The sequence below is a fragment of the Caldimonas hydrothermalis genome, from assembly GCF_056746695.1.
Genome location: NZ_JBWQXA010000003.1, coordinates 258,058 through 277,734, shown reverse-complemented (window position 1 = coordinate 277,734; position 19,677 = coordinate 258,058). Strand labels below are relative to the sequence as shown.

At 68.5% G+C, this 19,677-nt stretch carries 20 protein-coding genes; 12 read left to right on the top strand and 8 right to left on the bottom strand.

The annotated features are described in order from the left end of the window. The first annotated feature begins 92 nt into the window (after positions 1-92). The 9 genes from AC1ECW_RS06490 to mnhG all read left to right on the top strand — a co-directional run bounded on the left by AC1ECW_RS06490 (position 93) and on the right by mnhG (position 6,999). A complete protein-coding gene (locus tag AC1ECW_RS06490) occupies positions 93-698 on the top strand; it encodes a YqhA family protein (protein WP_481201474.1) in 606 nt (201 codons plus the stop codon). A 9-nt stretch (positions 699-707) separates the two neighbouring features. Continuing rightward, entirely contained in the window at positions 708-1,238 is a 531-nt protein-coding gene (locus AC1ECW_RS06485; protein WP_481201473.1) for a DUF2062 domain-containing protein, read from the top strand. A gap of 262 nt (positions 1,239-1,500) precedes the next feature. Next, positions 1,501-3,690, top strand: a complete 2,190-nt coding sequence (gene mbhE / locus AC1ECW_RS06480; RefSeq protein ID WP_481201472.1) for a hydrogen gas-evolving membrane-bound hydrogenase subunit E — start codon at positions 1,501-1,503, stop codon at positions 3,688-3,690. Then, on the top strand, positions 3,687-4,145 hold the full coding sequence (locus AC1ECW_RS06475; RefSeq protein ID WP_481201471.1) for an MnhB domain-containing protein: 459 nt from the start codon (positions 3,687-3,689) through the stop codon (positions 4,143-4,145). The genes mbhE and AC1ECW_RS06475 overlap by 4 nt, the downstream gene beginning before the upstream one ends. Further along, positions 4,142-4,555, top strand: coding sequence for a sodium:proton antiporter (locus AC1ECW_RS06470; protein ID WP_409707398.1), 414 nt, complete (start codon positions 4,142-4,144; stop codon positions 4,553-4,555). Before AC1ECW_RS06475 ends, AC1ECW_RS06470 begins: the two co-directional genes overlap by 4 nt. Next, positions 4,552-6,006 (top strand): proton-conducting transporter transmembrane domain-containing protein, encoded by a 1,455-nt coding sequence (locus AC1ECW_RS06465; protein ID WP_409707401.1) that lies wholly within the window; start codon positions 4,552-4,554, stop codon positions 6,004-6,006. The genes AC1ECW_RS06470 and AC1ECW_RS06465 overlap by 4 nt, the downstream gene beginning before the upstream one ends. A 20-nt stretch (positions 6,007-6,026) precedes the next feature. After that, positions 6,027-6,386 (top strand): Na+/H+ antiporter subunit E, encoded by a 360-nt coding sequence (locus AC1ECW_RS06460; protein ID WP_409707404.1) that lies wholly within the window; start codon positions 6,027-6,029, stop codon positions 6,384-6,386. After that, on the top strand, positions 6,383-6,661 hold the full coding sequence (locus AC1ECW_RS06455; protein ID WP_409707407.1) for an MrpF/PhaF family protein: 279 nt from the start codon (positions 6,383-6,385) through the stop codon (positions 6,659-6,661). Before AC1ECW_RS06460 ends, AC1ECW_RS06455 begins: the two co-directional genes overlap by 4 nt. After that, positions 6,658-6,999: a monovalent cation/H(+) antiporter subunit G gene (gene mnhG, locus AC1ECW_RS06450; protein ID WP_409707410.1), complete on the top strand. Its 342-nt coding sequence runs from the start codon at positions 6,658-6,660 to the stop codon at positions 6,997-6,999. Before AC1ECW_RS06455 ends, mnhG begins: the two co-directional genes overlap by 4 nt. Here mnhG and AC1ECW_RS06445 read toward each other — a convergent pair whose 3' ends face one another. The 6 genes from AC1ECW_RS06445 to AC1ECW_RS06420 are packed head-to-tail and all read right to left on the bottom strand — an operon-like array spanning position 7,000 to position 12,958. Next, positions 7,000-7,341 (bottom strand): Na+/H+ antiporter subunit G, encoded by a 342-nt coding sequence (locus AC1ECW_RS06445; RefSeq protein ID WP_409707413.1) that lies wholly within the window; start codon positions 7,339-7,341, stop codon positions 7,000-7,002. An 8-nt stretch (positions 7,342-7,349) separates the two neighbouring features. Then, the gene (locus tag AC1ECW_RS06440) at positions 7,350-7,634 is read right to left on the bottom strand and encodes a K+/H+ antiporter subunit F (RefSeq protein ID WP_409707417.1); all 285 of its coding nucleotides are present in this window, start codon (positions 7,632-7,634) and stop codon (positions 7,350-7,352) included. Further along, a complete protein-coding gene (locus AC1ECW_RS06435) occupies positions 7,631-8,182 on the bottom strand; it encodes a Na+/H+ antiporter subunit E (protein ID WP_481201470.1) in 552 nt (183 codons plus the stop codon). The genes AC1ECW_RS06440 and AC1ECW_RS06435 overlap by 4 nt, the downstream gene beginning before the upstream one ends. Then, positions 8,179-9,783 carry a monovalent cation/H+ antiporter subunit D gene (locus tag AC1ECW_RS06430; protein ID WP_409707424.1) on the bottom strand — a complete coding sequence of 535 codons (1,605 nt, stop codon included), beginning with the start codon at positions 9,781-9,783 and terminating at the stop codon, positions 8,179-8,181. Before AC1ECW_RS06430 ends, AC1ECW_RS06435 begins: the two co-directional genes overlap by 4 nt. Next, on the bottom strand, positions 9,780-10,124 hold the full coding sequence (locus tag AC1ECW_RS06425; RefSeq protein ID WP_409707427.1) for a Na+/H+ antiporter subunit C: 345 nt from the start codon (positions 10,122-10,124) through the stop codon (positions 9,780-9,782). Before AC1ECW_RS06425 ends, AC1ECW_RS06430 begins: the two co-directional genes overlap by 4 nt. Continuing rightward, positions 10,121-12,958: a monovalent cation/H+ antiporter subunit A gene (locus AC1ECW_RS06420; protein ID WP_481201469.1), complete on the bottom strand. Its 2,838-nt coding sequence runs from the start codon at positions 12,956-12,958 to the stop codon at positions 10,121-10,123. Before AC1ECW_RS06420 ends, AC1ECW_RS06425 begins: the two co-directional genes overlap by 4 nt. A 255-nt stretch (positions 12,959-13,213) precedes the next feature. Between AC1ECW_RS06420 and AC1ECW_RS06415 the strand changes: the two genes are divergently transcribed. Together AC1ECW_RS06415 and AC1ECW_RS06410 are read left to right on the top strand one after the other, a co-directional pair. Beyond that, on the top strand, positions 13,214-14,740 hold the full coding sequence (locus AC1ECW_RS06415) for a fumarate hydratase (protein ID WP_409705042.1): 1,527 nt from the start codon (positions 13,214-13,216) through the stop codon (positions 14,738-14,740). A gap of 136 nt (positions 14,741-14,876) precedes the next feature. After that, entirely contained in the window at positions 14,877-16,376 is a 1,500-nt protein-coding gene (locus tag AC1ECW_RS06410; RefSeq protein ID WP_409705040.1) for a potassium/proton antiporter, read from the top strand. 7 nt (positions 16,377-16,383) lie between these two features. On the opposite strand, the gene AC1ECW_RS06405 is transcribed toward AC1ECW_RS06410, so the two are convergent. Beyond that, a complete protein-coding gene (locus tag AC1ECW_RS06405) occupies positions 16,384-17,685 on the bottom strand; it encodes a mechanosensitive ion channel family protein (protein ID WP_481201468.1) in 1,302 nt (433 codons plus the stop codon). A gap of 61 nt (positions 17,686-17,746) precedes the next feature. After that, positions 17,747-18,682, bottom strand: a complete 936-nt coding sequence (locus AC1ECW_RS06400; protein WP_481201467.1) for a histone deacetylase family protein — start codon at positions 18,680-18,682, stop codon at positions 17,747-17,749. A gap of 50 nt (positions 18,683-18,732) precedes the next feature. On the opposite strand from AC1ECW_RS06400, the gene AC1ECW_RS06395 reads away from it, so the two are divergent. Next, the gene (locus AC1ECW_RS06395) at positions 18,733-19,671 is read left to right on the top strand and encodes an AAA family ATPase (RefSeq protein ID WP_409705036.1); all 939 of its coding nucleotides are present in this window, start codon (positions 18,733-18,735) and stop codon (positions 19,669-19,671) included. Positions 19,672-19,677 lie beyond the last annotated feature (6 nt).

The window sequence follows — 19,677 nt, the reverse complement described above, 5'->3', positions numbered from 1 at the left end:
GAATACTGCCGCCCGCGCGACCGCGCGGGCTCGGTTGCAAGTGTCGGCTGGCCCTAGAATCCGCGACATTCCGTAGTATCCCTAGGCCGTCGATGAGTGCCATTCCCGATCCCCGGGCCACCCGGCTGCGCCCGCTGCCCAACCTGATCTTCGCCAGCCGCTGGCTGCAACTGCCCCTGTACCTGGGCCTGATCGTGGCCCAGGGCGTCTATGTGTTCCACTTCTGGGTGGAGCTGGTCCACCTGCTCGAGGCCGCCTTCGGCAGCCAGGCGGCGCTGGACAAGCTGGTCACCAGCATCGGCTACAAGGCCGACGCCCAGGTCACCGCGCTGAACGAGACCATCATCATGCTCGTGGTGCTGGCGCTGATCGACGTGGTGATGATCTCCAACCTGCTGATCATGGTGATCGTGGGCGGCTACGAGACCTTCGTCTCACGCCTGCACCTGGAGGGCCACCCGGATCAGCCGGAGTGGCTCAGCCACGTCAACGCCTCGGTGCTGAAGGTCAAGCTGGCCACCGCCATCATCGGGATCTCGTCGATCCACCTGCTCAAGACCTTCATCAACGCCGCCAACTACGACGAGAAGGTGCTGATCTGGCAGACCCTGATCCACATCGCCTTCCTGTTCTCGGCCCTGGCGATCGCGCTGGCCGACCGGCTGATGAGCCACACCACCCCGTCCAACATGCATTGAGGCCAGGCCATGAAGCGCTGGGTGCCCACCCGTGAGCAGTTGCTGGCGTCGCGCTGGCTGCGCCCGGTGGCGCACCGCCTGCAGGACGAGCACCTGTGGCACCTCGACCGCGGCAGCGTGGCACGCGCCGTGGGCATTGGTCTGTTCTTCGGCTTCATGCTGCCGGTGGCGCAGTTCCTTTTTGCCGTGGTGACGGCGGTCTTCCTTCGGGCCAACGTGGCGGTGGCAGCGGCCTCCACCCTGGTGACCAATCCCTTCACCTTCCCGCCGGTGTACTGGCTGGCCTACCAGATCGGCCGTTGGATCCTGGGCAGCGAGCGTGGCGAGGTGGTGGCCCAGGCCCTGGAGGCCCATGTGGAGACCCTGGCCGCCCAGCAGGGGTGGTGGCAGGCGCTGTGGCAGTCCATCCAATCCACCGGCACTCCACTGGTGCTGGGCTTGGCCGTGCTGGCCGTGAGCAGCTCGGTGCTGGGCTATCTTGCGGTGTGGCTGCTGTGGCGGCCACACCCCCGCACGGACACGCCGCCCCCGGGGCCCTGATCGCCCCGGGGAACTTCCGGGCCGCGGATGGCTCCATGCCGGGGTCGTGCGTCGCGGCGCTACCGCGGCGCATCCGTTTTATTGCCATGCCTGGCGGCCCGCGTGTCGTCTGGCTGGTGCTAACGCGCGCAACTGCCCCATGGTCACAACGACAACGAGCGCGCCAGTCCACCTGCCCTCGGACACCGGCAGCCTCGGTTGGGCCGGTCGCGGGGGGTTCGTCGCCCTAGCGGCAGTGGCGCTGGCAGGGGTGCTCTGGCTGTTGAGCACCCAGACCCTGCCTGTGCAGGGCCACCTCCCGTGGGTGCCTGAACTCGGCATCGATCTGGCCTGGCGCATCGATGGCCTGTCGGCCCTGATGCTGCTGATGATCACCGGCGTGGGCACGGCCGTGTTCGTCTATGCCGGGGGCTATCTGGCCGGCCACCCCCAGCAGTCGCGCCTGTACGTGCTGCTCACGCTGTTCATGGGCGCGATGATCGGCTGCGTGACTGCCGACAACCTGGTCGTGCTTTTCGTGTTCTGGGAACTCACCAGCCTCACCTCGTTCCTGCTCGTGGGCTTCCACCACACCGACCTGGCCAGCCGCAAGTCGGCACAGCAGGCTTTCCTCGTGACCGGAACGGGAGGCTTGGCCCTGCTCGCAGGCCTGCTGCTGCTCGGGCACTTGATGGGCAGCTACTCGCTGTCCGCGGTCATCGAGCGCGTTCCCTATGAGGAAGCCTCACCGGCCCTGACCATGGCCCTGGTGCTGATCCTCATCGGGGCGTTCACCAAGAGCGCGCAGTTTCCCTTCCACTTCTGGCTGCCCAATGCCATGTCGGCGCCCACGCCGGTGTCGGCCTATCTGCACTCGGCCACGATGGTCAAGCTCGGGGTCTATCTGCTGGCACGCCTGGATCCGGCGTTCGGCGAATGGGGTCTCTGGGAAATCGCACTGAAGACGGCCGGCTCGCTCACGGCGGCCTGGGGCATGGTGCTGGCCCTGCGTGAGCGCGACCTCAAGCGCATCCTGGCGTGGTCCACCGTGGCCACGCTGGGCACGCTGGTGGTGTTGATCGGCCTGCGCGGCGAGGGCGCCACGGTGGCGGTGGGCGCCCTGCTGCTGGCCCACGCCCTGTACAAGGCGCCGCTGTTTTTCGTCGCGGGCAACATCGACCACGGCACCGGCACGCGCGTGATCGACCGGCTGGGAGGCCTGCGCAAGGCCATGCCCTTCACCGCCGCGGCGGCCCTGCTGGCCGGCATGTCGATGGCCGGGATGCCGCTGTCGTTCGGCTACGTCGTCAAGGACGTGATCCTGGAGGTGAAGAGCGCCGACGATGTCTTCGCCTTCGCTCGCGCGGCCAACACGGTGTTCGGTGCCATCGCGGTGGCGGTGGCCGGCGTCGCCGCGGTGCGAGTGTTCTGGCGGCACCCTGGCACCAACGAAACCCCCGAAGCCCACGAAGGCGGGCCGGCCCTGGTGCTGCCGCCGCTGATCCTCGCCGGCCTAGGCATCGTGCTGGGCCTGTTCCCCTTCTATGTCGACGAACTCCTCGCGCTCGCTGCGGTGGCGATGACCCCCGGCACGCAGGCGACCGTCATCAGCCTGTCGCTGGAGATCGGCCCTTCGCTGGGCTCGCTGGCGGTGACTTTGCTGATCGGTGCGGCGATTTACTTGTTCTGGGATCCGCTGCATCGTCTGTTCGAAGCCGTGGGGCGGCGCGTCGGCCGCATTGGCATGGCGTCCCAGTACGAGCGGCTGCTGTCCGGCATCCCGAAACTTGCAGCGCGCTGCACGCGCAGCCTGCAGCATGGCCGTTTGCCTGGCTACATGGCATTGACGGCGGGCACCGTCTCGCTCGGCCTGCTCGTAGCGCTGGGGCCGGCGCTCGTGGCACTGCCTGGGCCTGCGGCGGGGGCCTGGTCCTGGGGTGTGGCCGGCTCGGTGGTCCTGATCGCTCTGGGGGCTGTGGCTGCGGCACTGCTGCGCGAGCGCCTCACCCTGCTGCTGGCCAGCGGACTGGTGGGCTACGGCAGCGCGACCCTGTTCCTGTTCACGGGCGCGCCGGACCTGGCCTTCACGCAGTTCACGGTGGAAACCGTGTTCGTGGTGGTGGTGGCGGCCGTGCTGCTCCAGCTCAAACGCCTGGGGCGTCCGATGTCCATCGACGAACCGTTGTGGCGCCCGGGGGCCGCGCTGGTCTGTCTGGGGTTTGCCACGCTGGTCACCGCCTTGCTGCTGCTGACGGTGGCCACCCCCTTCGATGCCTCGCTGTCCGGGTTCTTTGCCGAGCGCAGTGTGCCTGAGGCGTTTGGCCGCAACGTAGTCAACGTGATCCTGGTTGACTTCCGCGCGCTGGACACCCTGGGCGAGATCGCCGTGGTGGCACTGTCGTTTCTGGCCGCGCTGCCGCTGCTGCGCAGTCTGCGCAGCGCCTCTCAGACCAAGCCGGAGGCAGGCTCATGACTCCACGCCTCGTGATCCTCGATGTGGTGGCCCGGGCGCTCTACGGGCTCATTCTGGCGGCGTCTGTGTGGGTGCTGCTGCGTGGCCACAACGAACCAGGCGGCGGCTTCATCGGCGCGCTGGTGGCCGTGAGCGCCTCGGTGCTGTGGGGCATCGCCCGCTCGCCTGCGCAGGCGATACACCGGCTGCCCACAGGCTCGCCGGTGAGGCTGGCCGCCCTGGGCGTGTTGGTGGCTGCGGTGTCGGGTCTGCCGGCCCTCACACAGGGCCAAGCCTTCTTGACGCACTGGTGGGGCGCCCTCGACCTGGGGTTCACCGAGCTCAAGATCTCCACGGTGCTGCTGTTCGACATCGGGGTGTATCTGTGCGTGTGGGGCGCGCTGGCCGGTTATGCCCTGGCGCTCATCGACATCGACGAGCCCACGTCCAATGATTCGCGGGAGACTGGATCATGACCTGGCTGCTGGCCGCCGCCGTCTGGATCACTCTGGCCGTGGGCCTGTACCTGGCCCTGTCGCGCGACGTGCTGCGCTGCGTGCTGGGGCTGGCCGTGCTGGGCGCGGGGGCCAACCTCGTGTTGTTCGCCGCGGGCCGCATCGGCTCGACGCAGCCCCCTGTGGTGCCGCTGGGCGAGAGCGTCCTGGCACAGGCGGCAAACCCCCTGCCCCAGGCGCTCGTGCTCACGGCCATCGTGATCGGCTTTGCACTGGTGTGCTTCTCGCTGGTGCTGGTGCTGCGCCTGATCGAGCGCGCGCGCACCGATGACGCGCTGAAGCTGCGCGAAGCCGAACCCGAGCCCACCGACCCGGTCAAGCCGCCGCTGCCCACGCCGCAAGCCGATGCCCGTGCCGGAGGTGCCGCATGAGCACGAGCGCGTTGGCCGTCACCCCGGTGCTGGTGCCGCTGGGCACCGCGATGCTCGCCGCGCTCGCGCAGCAACGCCCCACGGTGCAACAGACCATCAGCTTTGCGGGCATCGCAGCGCTGACCGTCTGTGCCCTGCTGCTGGTGGCCCAGGCCTCTTCGGGCACGCCGGCCGTGGCCCAGTTCGGCGGCTGGGCGGCGCCCTACGGGATCGAATTCGTGGTGGATGGCACCGGCGCCGCGCTCGTGCTGATCACGGCTCTGATGGGCGCGGCCTCGCTGCTGTTCCTGCTGAGTGATGCCGACCCGGGGCCGCGTCATCCGCTGCTGCTGCCGCTGGTGCACGGCGTGCTGGCCGGTGTGGGAGGCTCGTTCTGCACAGCCGACCTCTTCAACCTCTACGTCTGGTTCGAGGTGATGCTGATCTGCTCGGTGGGCCTGTTCGCGATCGGCGCTCGGGTGGACCAGCTCGACGGCACTTTCAAGTACCTGGCGCTCAATCTCTTCGGCACCCTGCTGTTGCTGATGAGCGTGGGCCTGGTCTACGGTGCCACCGGTCACCTGAACTTCGGCGCGCTGGGCGAAGCCTCGGCACAATGGCCGCCGGCCCTGGGCCTGGCCTTGCTGGCCGCGCTGACGCTCGCCTTCCTGATCAAGGCGGGGGCCTTCCCGCTGTTTGCCTGGCTGCCCGCGTCTTATCACACCTTGCCCGCGCCCGTGCTCGCCCTGTTTGCAGGCCTGCTCACCAAGGTGGGCGTGTATGCCGTGCTGCGCACGCTGGGTGACGTGTTCAATCCGGCACCGCAAGTGCTGTACGAAGCCTTGGGGTGGGTGGCCGCGGCAACGATGATCACCGGCGTGCTGGGCGCGGCCTACCACTGGGACATCCGCCGCATCCTGGCCTTCCACATCATCAGCCAGATCGGCTACATCCTGCTGGGCATCGCACTGGCCACGCCCGAGGGCCACGCGGCCACCCTCTTCTACACGCTGCACCACATCGTGGTGAAGGCCAACCTCTTCCTGATCGGCGCCATCGTCTGGGCGCTGACCGGCAGCTACGACCTGCGCCGCATCGGTGGGCTGTATGCGCCCAAGCCGCTGCTGGCCGTGCTCTTTCTCATTCCGGCGCTGTCCCTCGTGGGCATTCCGCCGTTGTCGGGCTTCTGGGCCAAGCTGCTGATCCTGCGCGAAGCCATCGCGCAAGAGCGCATCGTCTGGACCGCAGCCGCCCTGCTGGTGAGCGTGCTCACGCTGTACTCGATGATGAAGATCTGGATGGAGGCCTTCTGGAAGGCCCATCCTGATGAAACCTGGCAGCCCCCGCGCGTGCGCTTGGGGGCAGCCTACCTCGCCACGGCCGGCCTGGCGGCCGTGACCGTGTGGATCAGTCTGTGGCCGCAAAGCCTGCTGGCCTATGCCCAGGCCGCCGTGGACGGCTTCGGCCGCTGAGGATGAGAGGAGGAACCACCGTGGCCATCCTGCGTCACCCTCTGGTCTGCCTGGTGCTGCTGCTGCGCTTCCTGCGCGCCGTGGTCGTCTCGGGCTGGCAAACCGTGCGCGTGATCCTGCGCGCCAGCGGCCCTGCGGGCAAACGCCCGCCGGTGGGCTTCATCCGCATGCGCTTTGCCCCGATGAGCGAGCAAGGCGCCGCCCTGCTGGGCTGCATGATCTCGCTCACCCCGGGCACCACCACCATCGACATCGACATGGAACGCCACGAGATGCTGCTGCACATGCTCGACACCTCTGACGCCGCAGGCGCGGTGGCCGGCATCCGGCGCGAGTTCGAACGCTACCTCGTCATCCTGTTTGGAAAGAGCCCGGCATGATCATGACCTTGCTCGTCCTGAGCGCTCTGGCCGCCTCGGTGCTGGCCACCGTGCGCATCGTCCAAGGGCCCACGCACGCCGATCGCGTGGTGGCGCTGGACATCCTGCTGGCCGCCGGTGTGGCGCTGTGCGTGGCCGCGTCGCTGGCCACGGCACGCACCGTCTTTCTCGACGTGGGGATCGGCCTGGCCCTGGTGGGTTTCGTCGCGACGATCGGCTGGGCCCGCCTGATCGACCGCGCACCGCACAGTCACGTCGAGGAGACCACACCATGAGCGGTGTGTTGGAGATCCTCGCATCGCTGCTGCTGCTGGCCGGTGCTGCCTTGCTGCTGATGGCCGCCTGGGGGGTGATCCGGCTGCCCGATGCCTTGGCCCGCCAGCACGCCGCCACCAAGGCCGGCACCTTGGCACTGGCCTGCGTGTGCCTGGGAGCTGCTGGGTGGGCGCAGGATACGGGCTGGACGATGCGGCTGCTGGCGATCCTGGTGTTTCTGCTGATCACGCTGCCGGTGGCCTCCCACCTGCTGGCCCGGGCCGCGGTGCGTGAAGGCCGGGTCCAGGCCGACATCGATGCCGCTCCCCGAATCGACGACCCGCCCGGCCAGGCTTGATCAGGGGCGGGGCTGGTCGTGCGGCACCGGCGCCTTCGAGGGGCTGCGCAGGTGCATCGCCGCCTTGGCCAGCAGGTTGGCCGACACCGGCGCGGTGACGAAAAGGAACAGCGTGATCAGCAGCTCATGCAGGCTGTAGCGGCCCTCGGCCCAGTTGCTGGCCATGCTGGCCACGAGCACACCTCCCACCCCGAGGGTCGTGGCTTTGGTGGGCGCATGCAGGCGCATGTAGAAATCGGGAAAACGCAGCATGCCGATGGCACCCACCAAGGCAAAGACACCGCCAACCACCAACATCAGCGCGATGACGGCCTGGACGGCCCAATGAAGTTCGTTCCACATCGTCCACCTCACTCAATCACGTCGCCACGGGACAGGTAGCGCGCCAGCGCCACCGTGGAGGCAAAGCCCAGCAAGGCGATGATCAGCGCCGCCTCGAAGAAGAGTTCGGTGCCGAAGCGCATGCCAAAGAGGATCACCAGGGCGACGACGTTGATGTACATCGTGTCCAGGGCCAGCACGCGGTCTGGGGTCTGCGGTCCACGCAGCAGCCGCCACGCACACAGCACCAGTGCCAGGCCCACCGTCGCGAAGGCGAAGTTGAGCGCCCAGTCGATCAGGGGCCATCCGTTCATCCGAAGATCTCCATCAGCGGTTGCTCGTAGCGCTGTTTGATCTGCTCGGCCAGCGCTTGCGGGTCGGCACAGTCGAGCGCGTGCACCAGGATCTCGTGCCGCTCGTCATCGACGATGCACGACACGGTGCCCGGCGTGGTGGTGATGATCGTGGCCAGCAGCGTGATGGCTCCTGGCTGCTGCAGCTTCAAAGGCACGCGCACCCACGCAGGACGGGGGTCCGACGAGGGCGACAGCACGATGCGCGCCACGATGAAGTTGGATACCACGATGTCCCACAGCACGATGAACACGAAGCGCAGCGCCACGACCGGCTTGTGCAGGCGCGTGGCAGGCCCCAGAAAGCCATGCACAAGCCGCGGCACCACCAGCCCCAACACGGCAGCGGCAAGGATGTGTGCCGGGGCCAGGCTTTCCTGAAGCAGCAGCCACACGGCGGCCAGCAGCACCGACAGCACGGGGTGCGCCCCCCAGCGCCCGGGTCCGATCGCCTCCCGGGAGGTGGGTGCCGCGCGAGGGGCGGAAGAAGAAGTGGGACGATTCATCATGGGGTCTCCTGCCGCCCCCGATAGGGGCGGGTCGTCTCGGCCCGTTCGCCACCGTATTCGCTCAGGGCCGCACGGGCGTAGGCGGCGCGGTCGACCAACTGCTCGGCCGTGGCCTGGGTGTAGCGCTGCACAGGGGCGGCCAGCACGCTCAGCGCCACGCTGGCAGCCAGCAGCGAGCACGTGGCCAGGACCAGCTTGGCGCTGGCCCCCGAAGCCCCGCCGGCGGGCAAGTCGTCACGCACATGCCAAAACAGAATGCTGCCGGCACGCGCCAGCCCCACCAAGGTCAGAAAACCGGCCACCAGCAGCACACTCCACACCACAGCCTGCCAGGCATGATTGCTGGCCGCTTCGAGGATCATCAGTTTGCCGATGAAACCCGGCAAAGGCGGCAAGCCCGCGGTGGAGGCTGCCGCCAACAGCAGCATCAGGCCCAGCAGCGTCGGCTGCGCCACCGGCGAGGCCGGCACGAGCTGCGTGGCTGCGTCGCCGCGCTGGGCACCGACGAGCTCGGCCAGCAGGAACAGCCCAGCCGTCACCAGCGTGCTGTTGAGCATGTAGTACAGCGCCGCAGACCAGGCCTGGGTGGAAAACAGGCCCAGGCCGGCCAGCACGGTGCCGACCGAGGCCACCGTGAGCCAGGCCACTAGGCGCGGCAGCGTGCGTGCCGCCAGCGCCCCGGCCACCCCCACGGCGCTGGTGACCAGGGCCAGCGGCAGCAGGACCGGCTCCACGGTGAGGGCGGCGTCCCCAGCCCCTGCACCGAAGACCACGCCGTGCACGCGGACGATGGCATAGACACCCACCTTGGTCATCAGGGCAAAAAGCGCCGCCACCGGCGCACTGGATGCGGCATACGTGGCCGGCAGCCACATGGCCAGGGGCATCAGGGCCGCCTTGAAACCGAACACCACCAGCAGCACCAGCGCCGCGGCCTGCAGCACGACCGACTCGGGCGCCGTCACCTTGGGCACGCGCAGCGCCAGGTCCGCAAGGTTGAGCGTCCCCGTCTTCGCGTAGATGAGCGCCACACCGATCAGAAAAAGCGACGAGGCCGCGAGGTTCAGCACCACATAGTGCACACCCACGCGAAAGCGCTCCTTGCCTTGGCCATGCACCATCAGCACATAGGACGCGATGAGCAGCACCTCGAAGAACACGAAGAGATTGAACAGGTCGCCGGTGATGAAGGCACCGTTCAGGCCCATGAGCTGGAACTGGAAGATGGCATGAAAGTAGCGGCCGCGCGCGTCCCAGCCACCCGTGGCGTACCACAGCACGGGCAGTGCCACGCAGGCGGTGAGCAGCAGCATCATGGCCCCCAGGCGGTCGATGAGCACCAGGATGCCGAATGGCGCGGGCCAGTCGCCGACCTTGTAGGCCCTCAGCTCACCATGGCCGGCCTCGACGGCCAGTCGCGCAGCGATGACCCAGCCCAGGACGGCCGAGGCCAGCGCGATGCGGCGCGCCCACAGCAGCTTGCGATGGCCATGGCCGCCGTGAGGCTCGCCGCCATGGTCGCCCAGCAGGAGCAGCACGACCGCGGTGATCGCCGGCAGCAAGACCGGCAGGATGGGCAGATGGGTGCTGAACCAGTTCATGCGTGCCCTGCCTTGTCCGAACGGCCGTCGACATGATCGCTGCCGTTTTCATGATGGCTGCGCAAAGCCATCTCGATCACGAAGCCCGTGGTGGCAAAGCCGATCACGATGGCGGTGAGCACCAGCGCCTGGGGCAGCGGGTCGGCCACCTGTGCGCCCGGGGTGAGGATGGGCGGCGCGGCGCTCCACAGCCGGCCCATCGCGAAGATGAAGACATTGACCGCATAGCCCAGCAAGGTCAGGCCGATGACGACCGGGAAGGTGCGTCCGCGCAGCAGCAGGTAGATGCCGCAGGCCGTCACCCACCCGATACCGGTGGCCACGAGGAATTCCATCGTCATGCGCTCGCTCCGTTGTCCTTGGACGTTTCCTTGCTGGCCGATCCCAGCACCGACAGCATCAGCATCGTGGCACCGACCACCGTGACATAGACCCCGAGGTCGAACAGGGCCGCGGTGGCCAGCGGCAACTCGCCCAGCACGGGCACGACCGGATGGCCGTGGGCGCTGGTCAGGAAGGGTTCACCGAAGAAGAAGGCCCCCACCCCCGTGAGCCAGGCGATGCCCAAGCCCAGACCGATCCAGCGCACGAAGCGACGACCGGCCGCACCGCGCAGCAGCGCCTCGGCGCGCGCCTGGCCCATGGCCATGTACTGCAGCACCAAAGCCACGGCCGTGATCAGGCCGGCGATGAAGCCCCCACCGGGCAGATTGTGGCCGCGCCAGAAGATGAAGGCGCTCACCACCAAGGCCAGCGGCAGCACGAGGCGCGCCACCACCCGCAGCATGAGCGGCTCCTGGCTGTAACTCCAGGGCCGACCCTGCGGGTCGAGTGTCGGGCGATGCACGCGCAAGCCCTCGAGCAGGGCCAGCACACCCACGGCCGCAATGCCCAGCACGGTGATCTCGCCAAAGGTGTCGTAGCCGCGGAAGTCCACGAGAATGACGTTCACCGCGTTGGTGCCACCGCCTTCGGGCAGGGACTTTTCGAGGAAGTACCAGGAGATGGACTCGTGGTCTCGGGTGAGCATGAGCCAGGCCACCCAGGCCACACCACCGCCGCCGGCGGCCGCCAGCACCGCATCACGCCACTTGCGGCGCGCACTCGACTCAGCCGGGGTGGTCTGCGGCAACAGCGCCAGGCCCATCAGCAGCAGCACCGTGCTGACCACGTCAACCGAAAGCTGCGTCATGGCCAGATCGGGGGCCGACAAGGCCACGAAGGCCAGGGAGGACACCAGGCCCACCGCACCGGCCAGGACGACGGCCGTGAAGCGCTGGCGATGGGCCCGCAACAGCGCCACCCCCACGACCAGCAGGATGAGCCACACCGCCACCGCCACTGCAGGGGCTGGGAGCAGCTCGCGGCCCTGGGCTCCCAGGTTGTCGGCCGCCGGCAGCCAGAACGGCCAGGCCGCCAGCACGATTGCCAGGCCGATCATCCAGGCCAGGTATCGCTGCAGCGAACCGTTCTCGAGGGCGGCCGTGATCCGGCCGGCCAGGCCGAACAGGCCGTCGATGAAGCCCGTGAACACGGCCTTGCCGCTGAAGGCGCGTGGCGCGTGGCGATGCAACCGAGCGCCGGACTGCCAGGCGAAGTAGTAGACGGCACCGCCGCCCACCGCGACCGCGCTCATCAGCAGTGGCAGATTCAGGCCATGCCACAGCGCGGGCTGGAACTGCGGCGGCGGCGCGCCCAGCACCGCGGTGGCCGCGGCCACCACCAGCGGCCCGGTGAGCAGCGCCGGCATCAGGCCCACCGCGATGCAGATCGCCACGAGCAAGGCCACCGGGGCCTTCATGCCCCAGGGAGGTTCATGGGGATGGGCCGGGAGCTCGCGGGCCGGGCCGTTGAAGAACACGTCATGCACCAGGCGCAGCGAGTAGGCCATCGAGAACAGCCCGCCGACGGTGGCCAGCACCGGCACGAGCCAGCTCAGCGAGCCCCAGAACTGCGCCTGCACGGCCTGCTCGAACATCATCTCCTTCGACAGGAAGCCATTGAACGGCGGCAGACCGGCCATCGAGGCCGAGGCCAGCAATGCGAAGCTGCCCATCCACGGCATGGCCTTCATCAGGCCGCCCAGGCGGCGCATGTCGCGCGTGCCGGTTTCGTGGTCGACGATGCCCGCGGTCATGAACAGCGCCGCCTTGAAGCTGGCGTGGTTGAGGATGTGGAAGATGGCCACCACCGCCGACATCGGCGAGGACAGGCCGATCAGGAAGGCGATGAAGCCCAGGTGGCTGACGGTGGAGTAGGCCAGCAGGCCCTTCAGGTCGTGCTTGAACAGGGCCACGAAGGCGGCGAACACCATTGTGACGAGGCCCACGGTGGCAACGATGCCTTCGAACAGGGCGTTGCCGCCGATCACCGGGTACAGCCGCGCCAGCAGGAACAGCCCTGCCTTCACCATCGTGGCCGAGTGCAGGTAGGCCGATACCGGCGTGGGCGCGGCCATGGCCTCGGGCAGCCAGAAGTGGAAAGGAAACTGCGCGCTCTTGGTGAAGCAACCCAGCAAAATGAGGACGAGCGCCACCGGGAACATCGGGTGGGCCTGGATCTCGGCACCGCGGCCAAGCATCTGCGAAAGCTCATAGGTGCCGGCGATCTGGCCCAGCACCACGAAGCCAGCTAGCAGCGCCAGGCCCCCGCCGCCGGTCACCGCCAGGGCCATGCGGGCGCCGGCGCGCGACTCCTCCTTGTGGCCCCAGTAACCGATGAGCAGGAACGACGAGAGGCTGGTGAGCTCCCAGAACACCAGCAGCAGCAGCAGGTTGTCCGACAGCACGATGCCCAGCATGGCCGCCATGAAGAGCATGAGCGTGCTGAAGAACTTGCCGGCCGGATCGTCGTGGTGCAGGTAGTAGGCGGCGTACAGCACGATGAGGATGCCGATGCCGCTGATCAGTGCGGCGAACATCCAGGCCAGGCCATCCAGCCGCAGACCGATGTTCAGGCCGATGGCGCTCACCCAGGGCCAGTGGGCGAGCAGGGTCTGGCCCGCAAAGACCGGGGCGGCCAGACCAAGCAGCACCCCCAGCGCGCAAACGGCCACCAGGCCGGCCGCCCAGGCCGTGGCGCGCCGGCGCGCGGGCGTCTCGACGCGGCCCAGCCAGAAGCACAGGACGGTGCCTAGCACCAGGGGGAGCAAGACGACCGTGGCAAGCAGGTTCATCGTGTCAGGCAGGTAGGTGTGGCAGGACGCACCCGCCGTCGCAGCCGACGGCGGCACGCAAAAAACGGCTGATTTTAGAAACATGTGCCGCCGGACCTGCCTGTGGCAATCACTCAGGCGCTCCGCGCCGTCTTGTCATGTCCTTGCAAGCTCGATCGGTTTCGATCCCCGCGCTCACCGGGTGGCCCGTTAAAATTCAGCGCTTGCCCGGGGCCCTGCCCCTCCGTCCTTCGCCCCACCACTCCAGCCAGCCCCATGACCACCACGATCCAGCACGACGACCTCGTCGAAAGCGTGGCTGCCGCCCTGCAGTACATCAGCTACTACCACCCGGCCGACTACATCGCGCACCTGGCACGCGCCTACGAGCGCGAGCAGTCGCCGGCGGCGAAAGATGCGATCGCCCAGATCCTGACCAACTCGCGCATGAGCGCCGAGGGCCGCCGCCCGATCTGCCAGGACACCGGCATCGTCAACGTCTTCCTGAAGATCGGGATGGACGTGCGCTTTGCCAACTTCCCAGGCTCCATCGCCGACGCGATCAACGAAGGCGTGCGCCGCGGCTACCTGAACCCGGACAACAAGCTGCGCGCCTCGGTGCTCGACGATCCGCACTTCGAGCGCAAGAACACCAGGGACAACACGCCGGCCGTCATCCACATGGAGCTGGTGCCCGGCCACACCGTGGACGTGACGGTGGCGGCCAAGGGCGGCGGCTCCGAGAACAAGACCAAGTTCGTGATGATGAACCCCAGCGACTCGCTGGTGGACTGGGTGCTCAAGACCGTGCCCACCATGGGGGCCGGCTGGTGCCCGCCGGGCATGCTGGGCATCGGCATCGGCGGCACGGCCGAGAAGGCCATGCTGCTGGCCAAAGAAGCGCTGATGGAGGACATCGACATGTACGAACTCCAGCAGCGCGGGCCGCGCAACAAGCTCGAGGAGCTGCGCCTGGAGCTGTACGAGAAGGTCAACGCCCTGGGCATCGGGGCGCAGGGCCTGGGGGGCCTGACCACGGTGCTCGACATCAAGATCAAGACCTACCCCACGCACGCCGCCTCCAAGCCGGTGGCGATGATCCCCAATTGCGCCGCCACGCGACACGCGCACTTCGTGCTCGATGGCTCGGGCCCGGCCTACCTGGAGCCGCCGAGCCTGGACCTGTGGCCCGACGTGCACTGGGCCCCTGACTACAACAAGAGCCGTCGCGTGGACCTGAACACGCTCACGCGCGAGGAGGTGGCCAGCTGGAAGCCTGGCGAGACTCTGCTGCTGTCCGGCCGGATGCTCACGGGCCGCGATGCCGCCCACAAGCGTATCCAGGACATGCTCGCGCGCGGCGACAAACTGCCGGTGGACTTCACCAACCGGGTGATCTACTACGTCGGCCCGGTCGATCCAGTGCGCGACGAGGTGGTGGGCCCCGCCGGCCCGACCACGGCCACGCGCATGGACAAGTTCACCGAGATGATGCTGGCCCAGACGGGACTGATCGCGATGATCGGCAAGGCCGAACGCGGGCCGGTGGCCATCGAGGCGATCAAGAAGCACAAGAGCGCCTATCTGATGGCCGTGGGCGGGGCGGCCTATCTGGTCAGCAAGGCCATCAAGGGCGCCAGGGTCGTCGGCTTCGAGGACCTGGGCATGGAAGCCATCTACGAGTTCGACGTGCTCGACATGCCGGTGACGGTGGCCGTGGACGCGGGCGGCACCAGCGCTCACATCACCGGCCCGCGCGAGTGGCAGGCCCGCATCGGCAAGATCCCCGTGGCGGCCGCCTGAACCTGCGCCCGCCCCGTGCGGCCGGGACGATCGACGTCCCGCCGCCAGCGTTGCGGGGCTGAACCGGCGCGGGCCGGCGCCGCCTTTGGGGGGCGCAGGGCTGCTGTTACGCTTGAGGGTCACCACCTGCCCGCGCATGGATTTCAATTTCATCAATGTCCCTCTGCTCATTGCCTCCGCCTTGCTGCTCAGCAGCGTGCTGGCGGGCATGCTGTCGGCCCGGGCCGGCTTCTCGTTCCTGCTGATCTTCCTGATCGCCGGCGGCCTGGCCGGTGAAGACGGCCCCGGAGGGCTGAAGTTCTCGGACTTCACGCTCAGTTTCTGGGTGGGCAACGTGGCGCTCGCGGTGATCCTGCTCGACGGCGGTTTGCGCACCTCGCTGTCGACCTTCCGCACCGGGCTGAAGCCCTCACTGCTGCTGGCCACCGTGGGGGTGCTGATCACGGCCGTGCTGACCGGCCTGGGTGCGATGCTGCTGCTCGGACTGCCCTGGCAGCACGGGCTGCTGCTGGGCGCCATCGTCGGCTCCACCGACGCGGCCGCCGTGTTCGCCCTGCTCAAAACCTCGGGGGTGCAGCTCAACGAGCGCGTGGCCGCCACGCTGGAGATCGAGTCTGGCATGAACGACCCGATGGCCGTCTTCCTGACGCTGGCCTTCATCGCCCTGATCACGGCGATGCCCGACGCCGGGGGGTCGGGCCTGGCGATGATGCTGTGGTCCTTCGTGCAGCAGTTCGGCCTGGGCACGCTGATCGGCGTGGGCGCCGGGTTTCTGATGAGCGAGGTCGTGCATCGCCTGCCCCGCCAGCATGCCGGCGGGGGCATCATGGGGCTGCTGCTGGCGGCCTCGGGCCTGCTGGTGTTCTCACTCACCGGCATGGGCGGAGGCTCGGGGTTCCTGGCGATCTACCTGTACGGCATGGTCCTGGGCAACCGGGGTGGTCGCCGGGTGCGTGCAGCCTTCTCAGCGATGGACGGCTATGCCTGGCTGTCGCAGGCCATCATGTTCCTGCTGCTGGGGCTGCTGGTCACCCCCTCGGGTCTGCTCGACAGTGCGCTGCCGGCCCTGGGCGTGTCAGCGATCCTGATGCTCATCGCCCGTCCCGTGGCGGTGTGGCTGTGTCTGGCGCCGTTCCGCTTTGCCGCCCGGGAGGTGTGGTTCATCTCCTGGGTGGGGTTGCGCGGGGCCGTCCCCATCGTGCTGGCCATCTTCCCGTTGATGGCCGGTGTGGGCCACGCGATGCTGCTGTTCCAGGTGGCCTTCGTGGTCGTGCTGGTGTCGCTGGTGCTGCAAGGCACGACGATCGGCTGGGCCGGCCGGCGCTTCGGGGTGGCCCTGCCCGACCGGGACGACGAGGAACTCACCCGCGCCGTCTTCGGCGACTTTGTGCTCGACGGCCATCAGCCCACCGGGCTGCTGTGCGAGTTCTACGGGCTGCCGGCGGTGCCCGACGCGCAACTGCCCCTGTCGGAGTGGGTGGCGCGGCAATTGGGCCGCCCCGCCGTGGTGGGCGACCGCGTGCCGCTGGGCGGGGCGATGTTGAGCGTGCGCGAGATGGACGGCCCGCGCATCCGCCGGCTCGGGCTGTCGATTCCGCTGCATCCGGCCGAGGACGACCCCAGCCACGAGCGGTGACGACGCGTCAGCCGGTGGGGCCGGCCACCCCGTCGCCGTGCGCCGGGGCGCGCAGATGTACCACGCGCTGAGGGTAGGGGATCTCCACGCCCCGTTCCTCGAACAAGGCCAGGATCGCGAGGTTGACGCCCGAGCGCACATTGGCCTGGCCGTTCTCCGGATCGGCGATCCAGAAGAAGACCGTCAGCTCCAGCCCGTCGCTGGCAAAGGCGGTCAGATGCGCCGCCGGTCCGGGATCGGCGAGCACCCTGGGCACGGTTCTGACACGCTCGACGATGTGCTCGCGCAGGGTCTGCACATCGGTGCCATAGGCCACCTGCACGACGGTGGACAACAGCATGTTGCGGTCGGCCAGCGAGAGGTTTTCGACCCGCGTGGTGATCAGCGTCTCGTTGGGCACGATAGACTCACGGCCATTGGGGGCGCGGATCACCGTGTAGCGCGTGGTGATGTCGGTCACATGGCCTTCGAAATTGTCCACGCGCACGAAGTCGCCGATGCGCAAGGACCGTTCGGCCAGGATCACGAAGCCGCTGACGTAGTTGGCCGCCAGCTTCTGCAGGCCAAAGCCGATGCCCACACCGAGCGCACCGCCGAGCACCGACAGCGCCGTCAGGTCGATGCCAACCGAGGACAGCGCCACCAGCAGCCCGACGAACAGCAGCAGCGCGCGCACCGCATTGGAGGCCGCCTTGCGCAGCGACAGGCGCTCGCCCACCGCCCCCTTGAGCAGCCGGGCTTCGAGAGCGGCGGAGATCCACAACGCCACCATCATCACGAAGCCGGCCGACAAGGTGCCTTCGAGGATCTGGCGCAGCGACAGCGTGGAGCCGCCAAGCTTCCACTGGATGCCCTCGAGCTCGTCCAGCAGGACCGGCAAGGCCCCGGTGATCCACAGCACGACCGCGATCCAGGCCAGCCAGGAGATCGTGCGCTCGGCCGCGCGCATCAGGGCCGAGCCCGGAAAGGCCGCCGACAACACCCGCACGCTCATGCGGATGATCACCAGCGACAGCAGCACCGGCACGGCCACGCGGAACACCGCGATCGGCACCAGGCCCTGGACCGCCAGACGCGCACCGTACACCAGGGCCAGGGCCACGACGGGGAACAGCACGCCATCGACGATGCGCCGGCCGAACCAGATCGAGGCCTCGGGGATGCGGGGGCCGCGCACCAGCCGCACCAGAATCCAGGCCAGCCCCAGGCAGGCCACGATCACGCCGGCTTCAATCAGCGACGAAGGCTGGACGATCGCCGCCAGCAGGTCTTGCAAGTCTTTCGGGGCAGCAGCAGGGGAAGACGCCATCGCAGGGTGCCAGTAGTGGATGCGGCGCGAAGCATAGCGCCCCGCGCCACCGTGCCGCCGATCACACCCCGGCCAGCACGCGCAGATGGGCTGCGACGCTGCGCGCCAGCGCACCGAGGTGGTAGCCGCCTTCCAGGCTGGACACCACCCGCCCTTTGGCGTGGCGCTCGGCGACGTCCATCACTCGCCGGGTGATCCATTCATAGTCGGCCTCGACCAGGCCGAGCTGGCCCAGATCGTCGTCGCGGTGGGCATCGAAGCCGGCGGAGATGAAGATCATCTGCGGCCGGAAGCGCTCCAGGCGCGGCATCCAGATCATCTCGATCAGCTCGCGCACGTCCATGCCCTTGGTGTAGGCCGGCACCGGCAGGTTGCACATGTTGCCGGCCGCGGGCTGGTCCCCGCTGTAGGGGTACAGCGGATGCTGGAAGAAGCTCACCATCAGCGCGCGGTCGTCGCCGGCCAGGATGTCCTCGGTGCCGTTGCCGTGGTGCACGTCGAAGTCGACCACCGCCACGCGCTGCAGGCCGCGCACGTCCAGTGCGTGGCGTGCGGCCACCGCGACGTTGTTGAAAAAGCAAAAGCCCATGGCCTGGCTGCGCGTGGCGTGGTGGCCAGGCGGACGCACGGCGCAAAAGGCATTGTCCAGCTCACCATCGATCACCGCGTCGGTGGCCGCCACCGCCGCGCCGGCAGCGCGCAGCGCAGCCGTCCAGGTGTGCGGGCCCACCACCGTGTCCAGGTCGATGGCACGCCGCTGCCCCGAGGCCGCCACCTGCTCCATGAAATCCTTGAGGTTGGCAATATAGCCTGCGTGGTGGGCCCGTTGGACATCGCGCAGGTCGGCCAGCGGCGCCTCGCGACGCTCCAAGGCCACGTCCAGGCCGGTGGCGATCAGGTGGTCTTCAATGGCTGCGAGCCGCTCGGGGCATTCGGGGTGACCGGGCCCCATGTCATGGCGCCTGCAGTCGGGGTGACTGAAATAGCCGGTGGCCATCGTGAACTTGTCCCCTTGGGGTCTTTGCGTTTTCGGGTAAGGTCCGCGCCATGAATGCGCCGGCCTTTCCCGACTTGCACAGCCAGCTTCAGCGGCTGCGCGATCAGATTAACACGATCATCGTGGGCAAGCCGGCCCAGGTGGACGATGGCTTGGCCTGCCTGCTGGCCGGCGGCCACCTGCTGATCGAGGACGTGCCCGGCGTGGGCAAGACCACCCTGGCGCATGCCCTGGCAGTGTCGCTGGGGCTGCGCTTTGCCCGGGTGCAGTTCACCGCCGACCTGATGCCCACCGACCTGGTGGGCGTGAGCGTGTGGGAGCGCGGCAAGGAAGCCTTCGTCTTCCACCCCGGCCCGGTGTTCACCCAGGTGCTGCTGGCCGACGAGATCAACCGCGCCGGCCCCAAGACCCAAAGCGCGCTGCTGGAAGCGATGGAAGAGCACCAGGTCAGCGTCGAGGGCGAGACCCGCCCGCTGCCCTCGCCCTTTTTCGTGATCGCCACACAGAATCCGAACGACCAGCTCGGCACCTATGCCCTGCCCGAATCGCAGCTCGACCGCTTCATGATGTGCATCACCCTGGGCTACCCGGACCGCTCGGCCGAACGCGAGCTGCTGGCCGGGCAGGACCGCCGCGAGGCGGTGTCCCGGCTGCAGCCGGTGATGAGCCCGGCCGAGCTGCTGGCGGCCCAGCAGGCCGTGGGCGCCGTGCATGTGGCTCCGGCCTTGCTGGACTACCTGCAGGATCTCATCGCCGCCACGCGCGACGGCCGCTGGTTCGTCGAAGGCCTGAGCCCGCGCGCAGGCCTGGCCGTGCTGCGTGCCGCCCGCGCCCGCGCCTTGCTGGCGCAGCGCGACTACGTGGCCCCCGACGACGTCCAGGCCATCCTGCCGCAGACCATCGCGCACCGCCTGCAACCCCTGCCGGGCAGCGGACGCGGGCGCGTGGAGCAGGTGCGTGCCCTGCTCGAAGCCGTGCCCCTGCCCTGAGTTACC

What these genes read in the sequence shown, in the direction of transcription:
- AC1ECW_RS06490 (WP_481201474.1), top strand. Translation starts at nt 93, where the DNA reads ATGAGTGCCATTCCCGATCCCCGGGCCACCCGGCTGCGCCCGCTGCCC.
- AC1ECW_RS06485 (WP_481201473.1), top strand. Translation starts at nt 708, where the DNA reads ATGAAGCGCTGGGTGCCCACCCGTGAGCAGTTGCTGGCGTCGCGCTGG.
- AC1ECW_RS06475 (WP_481201471.1), top strand. Translation starts at nt 3,687, where the DNA reads ATGACTCCACGCCTCGTGATCCTCGATGTGGTGGCCCGGGCGCTCTAC.
- AC1ECW_RS06470 (WP_409707398.1), top strand. Translation starts at nt 4,142, where the DNA reads ATGACCTGGCTGCTGGCCGCCGCCGTCTGGATCACTCTGGCCGTGGGC.
- AC1ECW_RS06465 (WP_409707401.1), top strand. Translation starts at nt 4,552, where the DNA reads ATGAGCACGAGCGCGTTGGCCGTCACCCCGGTGCTGGTGCCGCTGGGC.
- AC1ECW_RS06455 (WP_409707407.1), top strand. Translation starts at nt 6,383, where the DNA reads ATGATCATGACCTTGCTCGTCCTGAGCGCTCTGGCCGCCTCGGTGCTG.
- mnhG (WP_409707410.1), top strand. Translation starts at nt 6,658, where the DNA reads ATGAGCGGTGTGTTGGAGATCCTCGCATCGCTGCTGCTGCTGGCCGGT.
- AC1ECW_RS06445 (WP_409707413.1), bottom strand. Translation starts at nt 7,341, where the DNA reads ATGTGGAACGAACTTCATTGGGCCGTCCAGGCCGTCATCGCGCTGATG.
- AC1ECW_RS06440 (WP_409707417.1), bottom strand. Translation starts at nt 7,634, where the DNA reads ATGAACGGATGGCCCCTGATCGACTGGGCGCTCAACTTCGCCTTCGCG.
- AC1ECW_RS06435 (WP_481201470.1), bottom strand. Translation starts at nt 8,182, where the DNA reads ATGATGAATCGTCCCACTTCTTCTTCCGCCCCTCGCGCGGCACCCACC.
- AC1ECW_RS06430 (WP_409707424.1), bottom strand. Translation starts at nt 9,783, where the DNA reads ATGAACTGGTTCAGCACCCATCTGCCCATCCTGCCGGTCTTGCTGCCG.
- AC1ECW_RS06425 (WP_409707427.1), bottom strand. Translation starts at nt 10,124, where the DNA reads ATGACGATGGAATTCCTCGTGGCCACCGGTATCGGGTGGGTGACGGCC.
- AC1ECW_RS06420 (WP_481201469.1), bottom strand. Translation starts at nt 12,958, where the DNA reads ATGAACCTGCTTGCCACGGTCGTCTTGCTCCCCCTGGTGCTAGGCACC.
- AC1ECW_RS06415 (WP_409705042.1), top strand. Translation starts at nt 13,214, where the DNA reads ATGACCACCACGATCCAGCACGACGACCTCGTCGAAAGCGTGGCTGCC.
- AC1ECW_RS06410 (WP_409705040.1), top strand. Translation starts at nt 14,877, where the DNA reads ATGGATTTCAATTTCATCAATGTCCCTCTGCTCATTGCCTCCGCCTTG.
- AC1ECW_RS06405 (WP_481201468.1), bottom strand. Translation starts at nt 17,685, where the DNA reads ATGGCGTCTTCCCCTGCTGCTGCCCCGAAAGACTTGCAAGACCTGCTG.
- AC1ECW_RS06400 (WP_481201467.1), bottom strand. Translation starts at nt 18,682, where the DNA reads ATGGCCACCGGCTATTTCAGTCACCCCGACTGCAGGCGCCATGACATG.
- AC1ECW_RS06395 (WP_409705036.1), top strand. Translation starts at nt 18,733, where the DNA reads ATGAATGCGCCGGCCTTTCCCGACTTGCACAGCCAGCTTCAGCGGCTG.